Annotated in this window: 18 protein-coding genes; 16 read left to right on the top strand and 2 right to left on the bottom strand. The window is 40.5% G+C overall.

Annotated features, from left to right (window positions below; genetic code table 11):
* The first annotated feature begins 147 nt into the window (after positions 1-147).
* From hemA to FHG64_RS10155, 13 genes are all read left to right on the top strand, one after another.
* A complete protein-coding gene (gene hemA, locus FHG64_RS10215) occupies positions 148-1,401 on the top strand; it encodes a glutamyl-tRNA reductase (protein WP_139066308.1) in 1,254 nt (417 codons plus the stop codon).
* On the top strand, positions 1,398-2,309 hold the full coding sequence (gene hemC / locus FHG64_RS10210; RefSeq protein WP_139066307.1) for a hydroxymethylbilane synthase: 912 nt from the start codon (positions 1,398-1,400) through the stop codon (positions 2,307-2,309). Before hemA ends, hemC begins: the two co-directional genes overlap by 4 nt.
* A 3-nt stretch (positions 2,310-2,312) precedes the next feature.
* Complete coding sequence (locus tag FHG64_RS10205; RefSeq protein ID WP_139066306.1) at positions 2,313-2,978, top strand: uroporphyrinogen-III synthase; 666 nt, start codon at positions 2,313-2,315, stop codon at positions 2,976-2,978.
* 15 nt (positions 2,979-2,993) lie between these two features.
* Positions 2,994-4,022 carry a uroporphyrinogen decarboxylase gene (hemE, locus tag FHG64_RS10200; RefSeq protein ID WP_139066305.1) on the top strand — a complete coding sequence of 343 codons (1,029 nt, stop codon included), beginning with the start codon at positions 2,994-2,996 and terminating at the stop codon, positions 4,020-4,022.
* Positions 4,009-4,521, top strand: coding sequence for a DUF6973 domain-containing protein (locus tag FHG64_RS10195; RefSeq protein WP_394344219.1), 513 nt, complete (start codon positions 4,009-4,011; stop codon positions 4,519-4,521). The genes hemE and FHG64_RS10195 overlap by 14 nt, the downstream gene beginning before the upstream one ends.
* On the top strand, positions 4,518-5,420 hold the full coding sequence (gene hemF, locus FHG64_RS10190) for an oxygen-dependent coproporphyrinogen oxidase (protein WP_139066303.1): 903 nt from the start codon (positions 4,518-4,520) through the stop codon (positions 5,418-5,420). Before FHG64_RS10195 ends, hemF begins: the two co-directional genes overlap by 4 nt.
* Before the next feature lie 377 nt (positions 5,421-5,797).
* Positions 5,798-6,256 carry an IS200/IS605 family transposase gene (gene tnpA, locus FHG64_RS10185; protein WP_139066302.1) on the top strand — a complete coding sequence of 153 codons (459 nt, stop codon included), beginning with the start codon at positions 5,798-5,800 and terminating at the stop codon, positions 6,254-6,256.
* Positions 6,257-6,580 carry a ribonuclease E inhibitor RraB gene (locus tag FHG64_RS10180; RefSeq protein WP_139066301.1) on the top strand — a complete coding sequence of 108 codons (324 nt, stop codon included), beginning with the start codon at positions 6,257-6,259 and terminating at the stop codon, positions 6,578-6,580. It begins immediately after the preceding gene.
* 12 nt (positions 6,581-6,592) lie between these two features.
* Complete coding sequence (hemB, locus tag FHG64_RS10175; RefSeq protein ID WP_139066300.1) at positions 6,593-7,567, top strand: porphobilinogen synthase; 975 nt, start codon at positions 6,593-6,595, stop codon at positions 7,565-7,567.
* Positions 7,568-7,698: 131 nt separating this feature from the next.
* Positions 7,699-8,025, top strand: coding sequence for a hypothetical protein (locus tag FHG64_RS10170; RefSeq protein ID WP_139066299.1), 327 nt, complete (start codon positions 7,699-7,701; stop codon positions 8,023-8,025).
* Between the two features lie 110 nt (positions 8,026-8,135).
* Positions 8,136-8,618 carry a hypothetical protein gene (locus FHG64_RS10165; protein ID WP_139066298.1) on the top strand — a complete coding sequence of 161 codons (483 nt, stop codon included), beginning with the start codon at positions 8,136-8,138 and terminating at the stop codon, positions 8,616-8,618.
* 75 nt (positions 8,619-8,693) lie between these two features.
* A complete protein-coding gene (locus tag FHG64_RS10160) occupies positions 8,694-10,226 on the top strand; it encodes an IS1182 family transposase (RefSeq protein ID WP_139067849.1) in 1,533 nt (510 codons plus the stop codon).
* Positions 10,227-10,420: 194 nt separating this feature from the next.
* A complete protein-coding gene (locus tag FHG64_RS10155) occupies positions 10,421-11,515 on the top strand; it encodes a CNNM domain-containing protein (RefSeq protein WP_139066297.1) in 1,095 nt (364 codons plus the stop codon).
* A 265-nt stretch (positions 11,516-11,780) separates the two neighbouring features.
* Here the strand turns inward: FHG64_RS10155 and FHG64_RS10150 are convergent, their stop codons facing one another.
* Entirely contained in the window at positions 11,781-13,067 is a 1,287-nt protein-coding gene (locus tag FHG64_RS10150; protein ID WP_251805278.1) for an IS1380 family transposase, read from the bottom strand.
* 61 nt (positions 13,068-13,128) lie between these two features.
* On the opposite strand from FHG64_RS10150, the gene FHG64_RS19985 reads away from it, so the two are divergent.
* The 3 genes from FHG64_RS19985 to FHG64_RS10135 all read left to right on the top strand — a co-directional run bounded on the left by FHG64_RS19985 (position 13,129) and on the right by FHG64_RS10135 (position 15,566).
* Positions 13,129-13,605: a methylated-DNA--[protein]-cysteine S-methyltransferase gene (locus FHG64_RS19985; RefSeq protein ID WP_353057341.1), complete on the top strand. Its 477-nt coding sequence runs from the start codon at positions 13,129-13,131 to the stop codon at positions 13,603-13,605.
* 97 nt (positions 13,606-13,702) lie between these two features.
* The gene (locus FHG64_RS10140; RefSeq protein WP_139066294.1) at positions 13,703-14,863 is read left to right on the top strand and encodes a serine hydrolase domain-containing protein; all 1,161 of its coding nucleotides are present in this window, start codon (positions 13,703-13,705) and stop codon (positions 14,861-14,863) included.
* Positions 14,853-15,566 (top strand): 3'-5' exonuclease, encoded by a 714-nt coding sequence (locus FHG64_RS10135; RefSeq protein WP_139066293.1) that lies wholly within the window; start codon positions 14,853-14,855, stop codon positions 15,564-15,566. The genes FHG64_RS10140 and FHG64_RS10135 overlap by 11 nt, the downstream gene beginning before the upstream one ends.
* Positions 15,567-15,626: 60 nt before the next feature.
* Here FHG64_RS10135 and amaB read toward each other — a convergent pair whose 3' ends face one another.
* Positions 15,627-17,180 (bottom strand): L-piperidine-6-carboxylate dehydrogenase, encoded by a 1,554-nt coding sequence (gene amaB, locus FHG64_RS10130; protein WP_139066292.1) that lies wholly within the window; start codon positions 17,178-17,180, stop codon positions 15,627-15,629.
* Between the last annotated feature and the right edge of the window lie 56 nt (positions 17,181-17,236).

Genomic DNA, 17,236 nt, shown 5'->3' with positions numbered 1-17,236 from the left:
TAAAGTCCCTACTACAAAAGTAGCTATTTTAGCTATAAAAAGGGAAAGAATATGATATATATCAGGAAACGACACATTTAGTACTTTAAGCGTTATATTTTAAATATTCATTATCTTACTTTTGCGACGGAATATGTAATAAGTTTCATGGAAAACACAATTTCTAGAGGAAAACATTTTTATGCAATTGGTCTAAGCTATAAAAAAGCTGATGCTGCCATACGCGGTCATTTTTCTCTTTCTGATGATGCCAAGGAAAATTTGCTGGTACAGGCAAAGACTGAGGGTGTAGAGGGATTACTTGCCACATCCACCTGTAACCGCACCGAACTTTATGGATTTGCTGAACATCCTTTCCAGCTTATAAAGCTCTTGTGTGAACACACACATGGGACTGTAGAGGAATTTGAAAAAGTAGCTTATATCTATAAGAACAAGGAAGCCATTTCACATCTTTTTAGAGTTGGCACCGGCCTTGACAGTCAGATTCTAGGAGATTTTGAGATCATAAGTCAGCTTAGAAACGGGTTTATTAGATCGAAAAAGCATGATATCACCAACCCTTTCCTGGAAAGACTGGTAAACGCAGTGATCCAGGCCAGCAAGCGCATTAAGAATGAAACCCAGATCTCCTCTGGAGCAACTTCTGTGAGCTTTGCCTCGGTACAATACATTCTTAGAGAGGTTGAAAACGTTTCAGACAAGAACATCCTTCTATTCGGGACAGGTAAAATTGGAAGAAACACTTGCGAGAACCTGGTGAAGCATACCAAGAACGACCACATAACATTAATCAACAGAACCAAAGATAAGGCCGAGAGAATAGCCGGGAAATTTAACTTAAAGGTTAGGGATTACGGCGACCTGCAATCTGAAATAAGAGAAGCAGATATTCTTATAGTTGCAACCGGGGCACAAAATCCTACTATCACCAAAGAATTGATATATCCTAAAAAGGATCTTTTGATCCTGGACCTTTCTATTCCTAAAAATGTTCATGATGACGTAGCTCAAATGGAGAATGTGAAATTGCTACACCTGGACAGTCTTGCCCAAATGACAGATGAGACTCTGGAAAGAAGAAAGGAATCTATACCACATGCTCAAAAGATCATTGCCGAAGTTGAAGGAGATTTCAACAAATGGCTTGAAACCAGGAAATTTGCACCTACCATTAAAGCTCTGAAAAAGAAGCTAAAGACAATGAAGGATGCCGAGCTGGATTTCCAAAGAAGAAAGATCGTCAACTTTAATGATGAACAGGCAGAGATCGTGAGCAACAGGATCATTCAAAAAATAATGAACCATTTTGCCAATCATCTTAAAGATGATTCAAATACTACAGATGAGAGCCTGGAACTTATTCAAAAGGTATTTCAACTGGAAGAGTCTCCTCAATGAATAAAGTGATAAGGATTGGAACCCGGGACAGTGAACTTGCTCTTTGGCAGGCTAACACTGTAAAAAATGCTCTTACGAAATTAGGTCATGAGGCAGAGCTGGTTCCTGTCAAATCCCAGGGAGACCTTAACCTGGACCAACCTTTATACGAGATGGGAATTACAGGGATCTTTACAAAAACCCTTGATGTTGCCATGCTAACGGGGAAAGTAGATATTGCTGTACATTCTATGAAGGATGTACCTACCACCCTTCCAAAAGGAATTGTGGAAGCCGCGGTTCTAAAACGGGCCAATACCAGTGACATCTTATTACACAAAGGTTTAGACTTTCTGGATTCAGAAGGCACTATCGCAACGGGAAGTCTGCGACGCAAGGCCCAGTGGCTAAACCGCTATCCTGAACATAATGTGGTGGACCTGCGCGGGAATGTTAATACCAGGATGAAAAAACTCGAAGAAAGCAGCTGGAACGGGGCAATTTTTGCCGCGGCCGGCCTGGAAAGAATCAACCTGAAACCAGATGACCACCTGGAGCTTGGCTGGATGTTACCCGCCCCTGCACAGGGAGCGATGCTGGTAGTGGCTATGGAAGAAGATGAGCAAAGCCTTGATGCCCTCGCTGCCCTGCACCACTTCAATTCTGCGGTTTGTGTACACATAGAAAGAGAATTTCTAAAGGTACTTGAAGGTGGTTGCACTGCTCCTATAGGCGCCCTTGCAACCATTGAAAATGAAACTGTCAAATTCAATGGTGCACTTTTTAGCCTGGATGGGAGCCGAAAAATAGAAGTAACAAAAGAGATCCCACTTAAAAAAATTGAATCTTTTGGAAAGAATTGCGCCCTGGAAATCCTTGAAAATGGAGGTAAGGAGTTAATGCGCGAAATAAGGAGAGTCATTAATTAATGTATGCCTACTTTACTTTCCACAAAAAAACTTACTCTGCCGCAAAAGCACCTTTTGCTTAACACCGGGATTGGACTGGTGGAATACGATGCCATTGGCATAAAGGTTCTTGAGCTCCCACAGAATCTCAACCTTCAAAAAAACCTTATCTTCACCAGTAAAAATGCCGTGAGAGCTGTTTTGCCCTATTTGAACCGGGAAGTAATTTTTGGTTCGGAAGTCTTTTGTGTAGGGGAGAAAACCGCTGCATTATTGAAAACTGAAGGATTTCAGGTTGTGGAATGTGAGAATTACGGCAAAAGCCTGGCAACAAAAATTATCAAGGAATACAGCGACAGGTCTTTTACTTTCTTCTGCGGAAAAATGAGAAGGGAAGAGATCCCCCATTTGCTGAAGGGCAGCAATATTAATTTTACTGAAGTCCTGGTGTATGACACCAGGTTGAATAAAAAGGAGATAAAAAGCGAATTCGACGGAATTTTATTTTTTAGCCCCAGCGGTGTTAAGAGTTTTACCCGGAAGAATAAGATCTCTGGAGCTACAGCATTTTGTATAGGTACCACAACGGCTGCAGAAGCCGGGAAACATACAAATGATATTATTATAGCCAATAAACCCACAATAGAGAATGTAATTGTGGGGGCAGTGAAACATTTTAAGAACAGATAGCATTAAATAATTGCAATGATAAAGAACGATTTATTTTTAAGAGCATTAAAAGGAGAAACTGTTGAAAGACCCCCGGTATGGATGATGCGCCAGGCAGGCCGCTATCTGCCAGACTTCATGAAACTAAAGGATCAATATGATTTCTTTACCCGGTGCCGCACCCCGGAACTTGCTACTGAAATTACGGTTATGCCCATTCACCAGGTAGGAACAGATGCCGCAATTCTTTTTAGCGATATCCTTGTGGTTCCCCAGGCAATGAATATTGAAGTGGAAATGAAGCCCGGGCTGGGCCCATGGCTACCAAACCCCGTGCGCACCACAGCCGATGTTGAAAAGGTAATTGTTCCAGATGTGCACGAGACCCTGGGATACGTAATGGAAGCCGTAAAGATGACAAAAAAGGAACTTAATGATGAAGTGCCGCTAATTGGTTTTGCAGGTTCTCCCTGGACGATCCTTTGTTATGCGGTACAAGGCCAGGGATCCAAAAATTTTGATATCGCAAAGAAATTTTGTTTCACCAATCCCGCTGCAGCACACACATTGCTGCAAAAGATCACAGATACCACTATAGCTTACCTGAAAGCTAAAGTAGAAGCGGGAGTGGATGCCGTACAAATATTTGATTCCTGGGGAGGAATGCTTTCTCCTGAAGATTATCAAACATTTTCCTGGAAGTACATTCAGCAAATAATAGACGCATTAAAACCTGAAATCCCTGTAATAGCATTCGGAAAAGGATGTTGGTTTGCCCTGGATGTCATGGCAAGATCGGGCGCATCAGCTTTAGGAGTAGATTGGACTTGTTCTCCAAAGAATGCAAGGTACTTAACTGGAGGTAATATCACCCTTCAGGGTAATTTTGATCCGTCAAGGTTATATTCCCCGCCGGCAGAGATCAAGAGGATGGTAAATAATATGATCAATGAATTTGGAAAAGATCGTTATATAGTAAACCTGGGTCATGGGATACTGCCAGATATCCCTGTTGAAAATGCCATTGCTTTCGTGGAAGCGGTAAAGGAATATAAATCTAACTAACCTGGGCCTTTTAAGGAAAATAGCAGGCCTGAATGCAAAGGAGTTAGCAGGCCTTTGTCTTGTTTTCCTTAAGTATCCACGTTACCTTTTACCAACATATAAAGCAACCAAAAGGACGGTGTATATAAGCGACCGGCTGTATGGGAACCTTCATCACGGGGACAACAGGACAAACGCCTTTAGGCATGCGCTTTGGAATTTCCTAATTTGTCAATACTGCCTTCCGGTTGCCGGGACTGCTGAAAAGGCTGCAACCTGGAGTAAGACAATAACAGACCTCCATGAAAGACTGGCTCCAAATGAAGAACTGGCAAAGATGATGGATCTTCACAATAATAGGATAGGCAGGGATTTGTTTCATAGAAGACCGAAGGAGGAAGAAGTAATACCACTTTTGCAATTAATGATTAAAGAGGCTGTAAAAGTTTCTACAGTAGAACATATAGAAAAGGAGAGGGAAAAGCTCGTTTTCATTGAAAAAATAGAACACCCGCTATGAAAGATAAATTCTATAAATATATAGAGCAACTGCAGGACAGAATAACTACTGCCCTTGAGGAGATAGATGGGAAAGCAAAATTTCGCCAGGATCTCTGGGAGCGGACTGAAGGTGGAGGAGGCAGGACAAGGGTCATTGAAAATGGCAATGTCTTTGAAAAAGGAGGGGTAAATATCTCTGCAGTTTATGGTCCGCTTGCTCCCGCTATGCAACAATATTTTAAGGTTGGCGAGGTAGATTTCTTTGCCTGCGGATTAAGCCTCGTCCTACATCCAAAAAACCCTATGGTACCTACCGTACATGCTAACTGGCGTTATTTTGAGATGTATGATAAAGAAGGGAATACAATAGACCAATGGTTTGGAGGCGGGCAGGACCTTACGCCTTATTATCTCTTTGAAGAAGACGCTGTTCATTTTCATAAGATTTGCAAAAGGGCTTGTGACACCCACGATCCCGATTTTTATTCACGCTATAAGAAACAATGTGATGAATATTTTTGGAATTCACACAGGAATGAAGCCCGTGGAATTGGGGGATTATTCTTTGACTATTGTAAAGCTACAGAGGAAAGAAGTATTGACAAATGGTATGATTTCGTTACCGAAGTTGGCAACAGCTTTTTAGAAGCATATCTACCCATCGTTGAAAGGAGAAAAAACATGGAATCTACTCCACATAATAGAAACTGGCAGGAAATACGACGTGGTCGATATGTTGAATTTAACCTGGTACATGATAAAGGCACCCTATTCGGATTAAAAACCAATGGCAGGATCGAGAGCATTTTAATGAGCCTTCCGCCCTACGTTCAATGGGTTTACGACCATCGCCCGGAACCTGGTAGCGAGGAAGAAAAATTAATAACGGTTCTGGAAAACCCACGAAATTGGTTATAATATCTGTATTCTAAAATATATATGCCGCCCCGCCGGGGGGCTATAAATATGTCGCCCCGCCGGGGCTATAATATGGCGCTCCCAAAATATGATTCCCTATAAATATGTCGCCCCGCCAAGGCTGGATTGAGCTCCAGAGGAGCGCCATATGTATAGCTAAAATGCACAGTTAGAAATGGGGAGCCCCGGAGGAGCGGCATATTTATGACACAACCCATGCTCAGAAAAATGCCGGGTCTTTCCAAAAATTAAATTTACCTCCATAATTGACAAATTAAAAATCTGATAATTGTTATTAACAGCTTAAAAAATAAGAAGCCAGAGAAATTTTATTTAAATTATATACCGGACAGCTCATGTGGAGCAAAAATTCAAAAATGGCAGATACCTATTCGCAGATATATATTCATGTCGTCTTTGCAGTAAAGCGAAGAGCAAATATGCTTCCACCGGAGAAAAAGGACGAAATATATAAATACATCACCGGGATTGTAACAAACGAAGGTCAAAAATTAATTGCAATAAATGGAATGCCAGATCATATCCATATTTTAATTGGATTAAAACCTACAAAATCTTTATCTGATCTTGTGAGGGACATAAAAGCAAACACCTCCCGGTTCATAAATGAGAAAAAATGGCAGCTTCATAAGTTTGAATGGCAAAACGGTTTTGGCGCCTTTTCTTATGGCCACTCGCAACTCACCAGAATTATTCGATATATAGAAAATCAGGAACACCATCACAGGAAATCCTCTTTCAAGGAAGAATATTCTCAATTCCTCCACAACTATAATATTTCCTTTGATCCTAAATATGCCTTTCCGGAAAATTAAATGAAATATCTCAACAGGATAGTAATTAGCCTCTTTAAATCCCTGGGAGGTAATATGATGGAAAAACATCCAATTACACACTGGTTTTATTTTCAGGAGAAAAAGGATTTGCTGAAATTTGAAGTCCATATGAACCAAATTGGATTCTCCACGATGGGAAAAGATTTGGAACGGAAATCTGCCAATGATAAATTTCTATTAATTGTTGGAAGGGTGGAGAAATTAAATGAGGACTCCATTAATTTCGACACCGAAGACTTCATCGAAATAGCAGCGGAATACAGGGGCGAATACGATGGCTGGGAAACACAAATTGATAATTAAACCTACATTATAATGTATCCATTAAGAAGAAACAGAAGATTAAGAACAGGAGAGGCAATAAGGTCCCTTGTAAGAGAAACCTCAATAACCCCCAATGATTTTCTTGTCCCGCTGTTCATAGTTGAAGGAAAGAATATAAAGGAAGAGATCGCTTCCATGCCTAATTATTATCGTTATAGCCTGGATCTTCTTGAAAAAGAGGTAAAAGAACTATGGAAACTTGGCCTTAAGGCTGTGCTTCTTTTTGTGAAGGTGCCAGATGAACTTAAGGATAATGCCGGTACAGAAGCTATCAATGCTGAAGGCCTTATGCAGCGAGCTGTTAAAACTGTCAAAAACGCGGTGCCAGATATGCTTGTAATGACAGATGTGGCACTTGATCCATATTCTTCTTACGGCCATGATGGTGTGGTTGCAGACGGGAAAATACTTAATGATGATACCACAGCAATCCTTGCTGAGATGTCTTTATCCCACGCAAAAGCAGGTGCCGATTTTGTTGCCCCCAGCGATATGATGGACGGTAGGATCTTTGAAATAAGGAGTCTGCTGGAAGATGAAGGGTATCACGATACAGGAATAATGAGTTACAGTGCTAAATATGCATCTGCATTTTATGGCCCCTTCAGGGATGCTTTGGATTCGGCTCCAGGGTTTGGAGATAAGAAGACCTACCAAATGGATCCCGCCAACCGGGATGAGGCTATAAAGGAAACTCTTATGGATATTGAGGAAGGCGCAGATATCGTCATGGTAAAACCCGGTTTATGCTATCTTGATATTGTAAGGGATATAAAGAACACCGTGAATGTTCCGGTAGCCGTGTACCAGGTAAGCGGGGAGTATGCCATGCTAAAAGCTGCAGCTGAAAAAGGATGGTTAAACCACGATGCCGTTATGATGGAACAGCTCACCGCCATTAAACGGGCAGGTGCAAATATGATCGCCAGCTATTTCGCAAAAGATGCCGCAAAGTTGCTATCCTAGAATTTTGAAAAAAATGAGTAACTCCCGCTAAATATATGGCGGGAGCTATTGCTTATTATTTTCATAATTTTTCACCTCCATATTCTCTTTCTCTCTACATTTGTGCTGTGAAAGTATCATACATAAAGAGTATGTTTATTTATTTGCTGCTTGCTATAATAAGCATTGGCAACAGCAATTCTTTTGCCCTGTCCCCTGCAGCTCCGCTGCAAGTGGAACAGGAAACCCTTCAAGAAGACAGCCATAACCTTCCGTTATTTTCTGAGGAGATCGCAGGAACTTTCATTTTCCAGGTGGTTACCGCCAAACCCTTTGGAAATCAAGGCTTACTTTCTGCTTTTACCACTCCTGCACATTCAAAACAGGTATATTTGGATCCTTTGTGTCTTTCTGTTTATCCAGAAATTCAAAAAGCTCTTATAAAACGACACACCTTTCCCTTCCATTTCTTTTGGTGATCTAATTTTTTATTCTAAACCTGCATTTGGATCCTATTTGGATTCCAATCTGCCCGTGCCCAATTTATTCGGCTCAAAAAATTCAGCATTCACTAAAAATATATTTAAAAATGGATACAGCATCTGCCACTATAGGCATTGTTTTAATATTATTATTTGTATGCCCTGTGGCTTATATCATTTGGCAACAAGCAGCCAAAAACAAAAAAAGACTTCAGCAATTAAAGCTTGCAGAGAAGCAGTTCAAAATTAAACTTGACACCATTGATCTTACTCCTTCCCTATTGCTGGGCCTTGATTCTGCAGCTAAAAAGCTTGTAGTGATCAATACCCTGCATAATTCGCCTCTGCAGGTAGTAGACTTGAAAAAAGTTCATAGGTCGAGTGTGAAAAAAGTTGCAGTAGATGAGGTAAAGGAAAATAAAAATCCTTCTTGTAAACTCGTCTCCCTGGAATTGCTAAACGGTCATCCCGGTAATACCACTAGCATTGTTTTTTATGATGAGGAGGAGGAGACGGGTTTCGATGTGGAAACACAACTTGCCCTGGCCAATAAATGGGATACCCTAATTAAAGGCCACCTACAGGCTTAATTTAAAAAGGTGAGGCTGTCTGAAAAGGCAGCCTTTTTCGTTGGAAATAATTCTAAGATGTATTATTTTCATGGTATGAACAAGAAAGTTGTATTTAAGACTTACTCTCAGGACCAGTTAAGTCTTCTTCCACCCAGCTATGATGATTTAGTTCCTAAGAATCATCCTGTCCGAATTGTAAATACCATTGTTGATCGCCTTGATATCTCAACTCTAGAAAGGAGCTATAAAGGAGGTGGTACTTCCAGCTATCATCCCCGGATGTTACTAAAAGTGACCATCTATGCCTATTTGCGCAACATTTACTCCTCTCGTAAGATAGAGCAAGCCCTGCAGGAGAACATCCATTTTATGTGGCTTAGCGGACAAAGCAAACCAGATCATAACACCATCAATGATTTTAGAGGAAAACGATTAAAAGGAATTTTCCAAAACATTTTTAATCAGGTCGTCATTTTATTGGCAGAACAAGGAGTGCTTTCTCTTAAAGAACTTTTTGTTGATGGTACCAAGATAGAAGCCAATGCTAACCGCCATACCTTTGTGTGGGGCAAGTCTAACAAGACTAGCAAAGAGCGTATCAAAAAACAACTCAAAGAACTCTGGAAATATGTGGAGAGCGTTTATGACCAGGAGCAAATGTTGCCAAATGAACCAGATTTTGAAGCTATAGATCCTGAAAAAGTTGCTCAAACCATTGACACCATAAACCAGGCCCTGAAGGACAAAGAGATTGACAAGAAGGTCAAACAAAAGCTCAATTATGCCAAAAAGAACTGGCCACAGAACCTACAAAAATATAATGAGCAGGAGAAGATCCTGGGAACAAGGAACAGCTACAGCAAAACAGATCCCGATGCCACCTTTATGCGGATGAAAGATGATTATATGCAAAATGGGCAATTAAAACCCGGGTATAACTTGCAGGCTTCAACCAACAATCAGTTTATCGTTAACTACTCCTTAGCACAAACTACAGCTGACACCACCACTTTAAAAGATCACCTGCAAAAACATATTGCCTCCTATGGAGAAGCTCCTCAAACTCTTACTGCCGACGCTGGTTACGGCAGTGAAGAAAATTATGTTGATCTAGAAGAGAAAGAAGTTACTGCCTATGTGAAATACAACTACTTTCACAAAGAACAACGGGATAAAAAGCACAGAGAAAACCCTTTCCATCCAGATAACTTGTTTTACAACCGTGAAACAGATACTTATTACTGTCCAATGGGACAGGCGATGAATAAAATAGAATGCTACGAGAGTCAAACTAAGAATGGTTTTAAACAAACAATACATAGATACCAGGCTCAGAATTGCCTTGGATGCCCTCTGCGAGGCAGCTGCCACAAAGCAAAGGGGAACAGAACTATAGAACGCAATCACAACCTAATCCGCCTGAAAGAAAAAGCAAGGGATCTACTGCTCAGTGACGAAGGTATAGCACATCGCAAGCGTCGGTGCTGGGATGTAGAGGCTGTCTTTGGAAATATTAAGCAGAATATGGGCTTCAAGCGATTTATGCTCCGAGGAATGGAAAAGGTTACCACTGAGATAGGACTCATAGCAATGGCACACAACCTTAGGAAGTTCAGTGTAGCCTAAGAGCTATATCATTGACTTTCTATAATTTTATAAAAAGGAGAAGCAAAACAATTATTAAACAACATAAAAAGAGAAACCGCCTAAAAATTACTTTTTAGACGGCCTCATTTTTGCTATATCTCTTTCCGGGCTTAATTCCTTGCTGTTATGATTATATTCTCTAATTTAGTAATCTACATCCACTAAATTTTGTAATGGGATTATTAATTTTTTACGCTGTTATATCCATCTTCTTTTCGTTCCTATGTTCGATACTTGAAGCTGTATTACTAAGTATTACTCCTACTTATATTCGAATGAAAACCAATGAAGGAAAGGCATTTGCTCAAACTCTTGCCAACCTGAAAAAAGATATAGATAAACCATTGATCGCTATACTTACGGTGAATACCGTAGCTCACACTGTTGGTGCGATCCTCGTGGGAGTGCAGGCAGAGAAAACATTTGGTGACGGCGGGAATGCAGTGGGTATAGTCTCTGCCATCATGACCCTGGCAATTCTTATAATTTCTGAAATAATTCCAAAGACCATTGGCGCCACCTACTGGCAATCCCTGGGTAATTTTACGGCCAGAACTTTGCAAATACTTATTTTTCCATTGAAGTATACCGGTATTCTATGGCTTATGCTACTTACCACAAAATTAATAGGAAAGTCGGCCCACGTAAGCACAATGAGCAGGGAAGAGTTTATCGCCCTCACTGATACTGCCGAGGAAGAAGGTGTTTTTGCTGAAAGTGAAACCACCGTGATCAAAAACCTCCTGGTATTCAAATCTGTTGAGGCAAAGGATATTATGACACCTTTCTCTGTAGCAGTGACAGAAGATGAAAAAACCAGCATTGAGGATTTTCATCGCACTCATAAAAACCTGAAATTTTCCCGAATTCCTGTCTACAAAGATAAATCCAATAATATCACCGGCTTTATCCTTAAGGATGATGTGCTGGAGGAAATGATAGATGAGAAAGGTCCTGAGCCTCTAAGCACGTTGAAAAGGGATATCCTAATTACCGATGTGAACAAACCAATTCCCGAACTTTTTGAGACTTTTATTCAAAAACGGGCTCATATTGCGGTTGTGGTAGATGAATACGGCAATACTGTGGGTATAGTCACAATGGAAGATATAATTGAGACCCTTCTTGGGCTGGAGATAATGGATGAAAGTGACAATATTGAGGATATGCAGGTGCTTGCACGACAAAATTGGGAACGACGAGCTAGAAGACTCGGACTTTTAAAGCAAAACGATGAAGTACCTCAACCTCCCAAGGACCAGGATTAATACCCCGCTGGGTGTAGCCGATATATCCTAAAATCCGCATCTCTCTTTAAAATTGATCTTTTTTATAGGTTCATAATAAAAATGTTTTCCATTATTTTGTTTCCGAGGAATTATCCAGGCACATTTTATTTTTTATTATTGAGATGTTTACTATTTGAGGTTTGAAAAGCTAATTTTTTTGAATTAAGACAATAATAGCTCATCCCTGGTGTAGGATTATTTTTGCAGATATTAGATTTCCTTTCTACTCTTTCTGTTGTTGTTACTATGTTTGATAATGGTTGTATGAATAAATCCTTAATTTGAGTTGGCGGCTTTGTTTGATCCATTTAGCAGGTAATATGATAAATCTGAAAATGAATTTTTTCATCCTGTAAGTGGGTTTTAGATACCTGTTCGTTTTAGAAAAATGCTGGATTATCTTATTGTAGAGATTCCGGCATATTGCCGTAAAGTATAAGAAGACAAGATTTTTGTTCAAGGATGAGAAAGGCATATTGTTCCAACCAAAATCATTTTTAAGTATATCAAACTGGCGCTCCATATTTCCTCTTTGGTTGTAAAACGCTGCAACACCTTTGGTATCCAGATCAAAATCATTTGTTATTATGGCTCTATAATCATAAATATCTTGAGTAATCAAGTCTATCTGCCTATCTTTTTTTGGTTTTCTTTTTACAACGAGTCTATATGTTTGTGCCTTATTTGATGGGGACTGTCGTTTAAAGGGGGTTATCTCAATAGATCCTACTTCCATGGTCCCATCTTCACACTTCATTTCTTCCCACTGGCCAACTTGGGAAAAATATTTTTCAACATAGCTGTTCCTGCATCCTATGTAAAAATTATCAACCTTACTTTGTAAGAAGGAAATGACATCATATTGGTATGATGCCGCATCGGCTCTGAAATTATGGACTTTTTTGATCTTTTGGGAATCCAATAAATCAAATACTCTTTTAAGGGTGTCTAGCTGAAAAGATTTTGCATCCGAGTTTCCGTTCCGGTTTTCAATATATAGGATGTTCTCTTCATTTATGGTACATACTCCGGGCTGATATCCATAATTCCTTTTATACGTCATCTTACTATCTTCCTTTTCATTGAAAATAATCGTGTTGTCGTAATCAATAGTAAGCTTGTCAGACTTAAAAACTCCAAGCTTTTTAAGAATATCTATATTCAGACTTTCTAATTTTGAGTTTGTACAATATTGATGAGTTACAACACCTCGCTTGGTTTTACAAGATTGAGTTTGCTCGGAAAGTTGAGATAGTCTTCTTAAAACAGTGTCAGGACTTGCTAGTTTTACAAAAGGATTATTAGTGAAATGGGGTTTCAAATGTGCTTGTAAATCTTCGATATAATCTCCTCCACAGAGGTAGACTGATTTCAAAGAATAGAAAATGTCTTTCCAGGAATATTTACTTTGATTGACCATTGGAGGAAGCCTGTCATTACAAATTTGATCGATGTTCATCTTGTTCAAATAGTCAAAAACAAAATTTGCTCCTCCGAAAGCGGAGATCGGATTGGATTTTATTATCTTCACGGCTGTAGTATTGTGCAACACTAATTTAAGTGAATATTACGTAGCTGCAAAGCCCCATTAAATAAGGTTTTGCAGCTTTTTTATTATAAGACTTACGGATTTTAGGATATACGGGGATTCTTCAGGAATTGCCAGGATCACTATCCTCGATGGTGAAAAATTCGAAGCCGGTGAAATCCCTTCAGAATTAAAACTGGCAGTCCACCAACTGGATTCTTATTTTAAAGGAGAGCTACAGGAGTTTCAGTTAAAAATAAACCCCGAAGGAACTGCTTTCCAGAAGCGGGTATGGCAAGCACTTATGGAAATTCCTTTTGGCAGTACTGTTTCTTACCTTCAGCTGGCAAGACAACTGGGAGATCTAAAAGCTATAAGGGCCGTGGCAGCTGCAAATGGTAGGAATCCCCTGTGGATCGTGGTACCCTGTCACAGGGTCATAGGAACCAATGGTTCCCTTACAGGTTATGCCGGGGGGCTGTGGAGAAAACAATGGCTGCTCAACCACGAGAATCCACCCCTGCAACAGGAACTTTTTTAACTAAATTAATCTCCATACCCCTTCAATAATTTTAAAATACCTGTAACTTTAAATATCTCTTAGAGAATAAACAGCCGGGAATAACTCACAAATATCAATGAAAAAAATTTTTAAAGTCGCTGTAATAGTGATTGCAACCTTGTTGTTTGCAGCGCTGCTGTTATGGGCGCTGGGGTACTCATATATTTTCAGGGGGCTACAGGTGGTTTACTTAAAAGGTCATACCACTGCTTACATTGATGATCACCCCGAATTTGCAAATCGTTTTATTGAGGCAGGAGAGGCACCCCAGCCCTGGCCTGTGCATAAGGAGTATAGTAACACTTCCTCTACCTCAGGCCTTGAGAAAATAAACAAGGAGCTTGGGACCGTTGCATTTTTAATAATTAAAAAAGACAGCATTTGGTATGAGAATTATGCTGAAGGCTATGATGAGAATAGCCTCACCAATTCTTTTTCCATGGCAAAATCCATTACCACGGCGCTTTTAGGAAAAGCCATAAAGGATGGGTATATAAAAAGCCTGGACCAACCGGTGAAAGATTTTTTACCTGAATTTTCCTCACCTTATAATACCTCCCTCACCGTTGGAGATCTCTCTTCCATGGCTTCGGGGTTAAACTGGAATGAGGATTATTACAACCCCTTTGCCCAAACAGCAAGAGCCTATTTTGACAGCGACATTCGTCAATTGGTTTACAATCTTGAGATTACTTCCCCGCCCGGAAAGGAATTCGAATATTTAAGCGGAAATACCTTAATGCTTGGAATGGTACTGGAAAAAGCCACTGGCCAAACCCTGTCCGGTTACTTAAGTGAAAGTTTCTGGAAACCCCTGGGAATGCAAAATGATGCTCTCTGGCAGCTGGATAGTGAGGAAAGCGGACTTGAAAAAGCGTATTGCTGCATCGCCTCCAACGCGAGGGATTTCGCAAGGTTTGGAAAACTATTCAAGAATTACGGAAGATGGAATGGCAAACAAATCCTGGATTCGACTTTTGTAGCCACAGCCACTCGTCCAAGGTTTGAAGATTCCCCTCAATACGGTTATGGGTTCTGGCTAAGCGACTATAAGGAGAAAGAAACATTTTATATGAGAGGGGTCCTGGGACAATATGTAATCGTAATTCCCGAAGATGATCTTATTATTGTAAGACTGGGACATAACCTAATCAAGCGGGAAGAAAGTGAAGACCATGCGCCCGATTTTTTTATGTATATAGATGAAACCTATAAAATGCTAACCAATGCTACGTAAGATCAACCCAGAACATATTCTTTTTCTTGATATTGAAACTGTCCCGCAGGAAAAGCATTTTAAAAATCTTTCTTCGGAAAAACAGAAGCTTTGGGAAGAAAAGTCCAAATACCAGCGCAAAGAGGAATTCACAGCAGAGGAATTTTACGACCGTGCCGGGATATGGGCAGAATTTGGAAAGATAATTTGTATTTCTGTTGCCTATTTAAAATACAGGGATGACAAAAGAATCTTAAGGGTCACCACCTTCCAGGGACCCGAGGAAAAATTGCTGCGTGACTTTTCGCACCTCCTGGAGACGCATTTCTATAAACAACATCATTTGCTCTGTGCCCATAACGGAAAGGAATTTGATTTCCCTTACATCGCAAGGAGAATATTGATCCATAATTTACCCCTGCCAGAAAAGCTCAACATGTTTGGACGCAAACCCTGGGAAGTACCTCATCTCGATACTTTGGAATTATGGAAGTTTGGCGATTATAAACATTATACCTCCTTAAAACTTCTAACCAATGTACTTGGAATCCCATCTCCCAAAGAGGATATTGATGGCAGTGAGGTAAGGGATGTTTATTATATCGATAATCAACTGGGAAGAATAATAAATTACTGCGAGCGGGATGTTATTGCCATCGCCCAGGTAATTTTAAAACTACGACAGGAAGATCTTCTCACAGAAGCTGAGATCGTTACCGTCTAAAATAAATGTCCCCGGAAGAAACACTTCCGGGGACATTTTTATAAAATACCATTATTAAAGCTATAGATCAAACTTGATCCCCTGTGCCAATGGCAGCTCGGTAGTATAGTTAATGGTATTAGTTTGCCTTCTCATATAGACCTTCCAGGCATCTGAACCAGATTCACGGCCACCACCGGTGTCCTTTTCTCCACCAAAAGCTCCACCAATTTCTGCACCACTGGTTCCTATATTTACATTGGCGATCCCGCAGTCACTTCCTGCAACCGAGAGGAAATGTTCTGCCTCCCTTAAGTTATTGGTCATTATCGCAGAGGAAAGCCCCTGGCGCACCCCGTTTTGAAGTTCCAGTGCATTTTCAATATTTCCACTATATTTCATAATGTAAAGTACGGGAGCAAAGGTTTCGTGCTGTACGATCTCGAAATGATTTTGAGCCTCAGCAATGGCAGGCTTCACGTAGCAACCACTTTCATATCCTTCACCTTTCAGTACGCCGCCTTCCACAAGAATTTTTCCACCTTCCTTCACCACCTTATCCAATGCATTCTGATAATTCTTCACTGCATCCTTGTCGATAAGGGGCCCAACATGGTTCTTTTCGTCAAGTGGATTCCCAATTCTAATTTGATTATAAGCCGCTACGATAGCATCTTTAACCTTATCGTATATAGACTCGTGGATAATAAGTCTCCTGGTAGAAGTACAACGCTGGCCTGCAGTTCCCACAGCACCAAAGACTGCACCAATAACAGTCATCTTAATATCGGCATCGGGCGTCACGATGATCGCATTATTACCTCCCAGCTCCAATAAGGATTTTCCAAGACGCTCGCCAACTTTTGCTGCTACTATTTTTCCCATTCTCGTGGATCCTGTGGCAGAGATGAGAGGAATTCGCTCATCTGTAGTCATCATTTCTCCCACAGTATAATCACCGGTTATCAAACAGGAGATCCCTTCAGGCACACCATTTTCACTAAACACCCGTGCTGCGATCTTCTGGCAAGCTACAGAGGTTATAGGGGTTTTCTCAGATCCCTTCCAAACACAGGCATCACCACAAACCCAGGCAAGCGCCGTGTTCCATGACCATACGGCCACAGGGAAATTAAAAGCAGAAATAATTCCAACTACCCCCAGAGGGTGGTACTGCTCATACATCCTGTGCCCCGGTCTCTCACTATGCATTGTAAGACCGTGCAATTGCCTGGATAATCCTACGGCAAAGTCACATATATCTATCATTTCCTGCACCTCTCCAAGGCCCTCCTGGTAGCTTTTTCCCATTTCGTAGGACACCAGTTTTCCAAGTGGCTCTTTTAGCCGGCGCAATTCTTCATTAAATTTTCTTATTATTTCACCCCGCTGTGGTGATGGCATTTTCCTCCAGGTCTTAAAACCTGCTGTAGCAGCACTCATCACTTTTTCATAATCCTCGCGGGTAGTTGCTTTGACCTTTCCAATTAAAGCACCATCAACCGGAGAATATGACTCTATAATATCTCCACTCCCAAAGAAATCCTTACCCGTAGAGGTACCATTATTTACGTCTTCTATTCCCAGATCTTTTAGTGCCTGCTTAATCCCAAATTTTTCGGCAATTTCACTCATTAAATGTCTGTTTTTATCTGTTTTTTGTTTGTTTCTGCTAAAATACGATTTCTAAA

Source organism: Antarcticibacterium flavum, from assembly GCF_006159205.1.
Lineage (GTDB): Bacteria > Bacteroidota > Bacteroidia > Flavobacteriales > Flavobacteriaceae > Gillisia > Gillisia flava.
The sequence above is the reverse complement of the archived record's forward strand: the minus strand, read 5'-3'. Positions and strand labels throughout refer to the sequence as shown.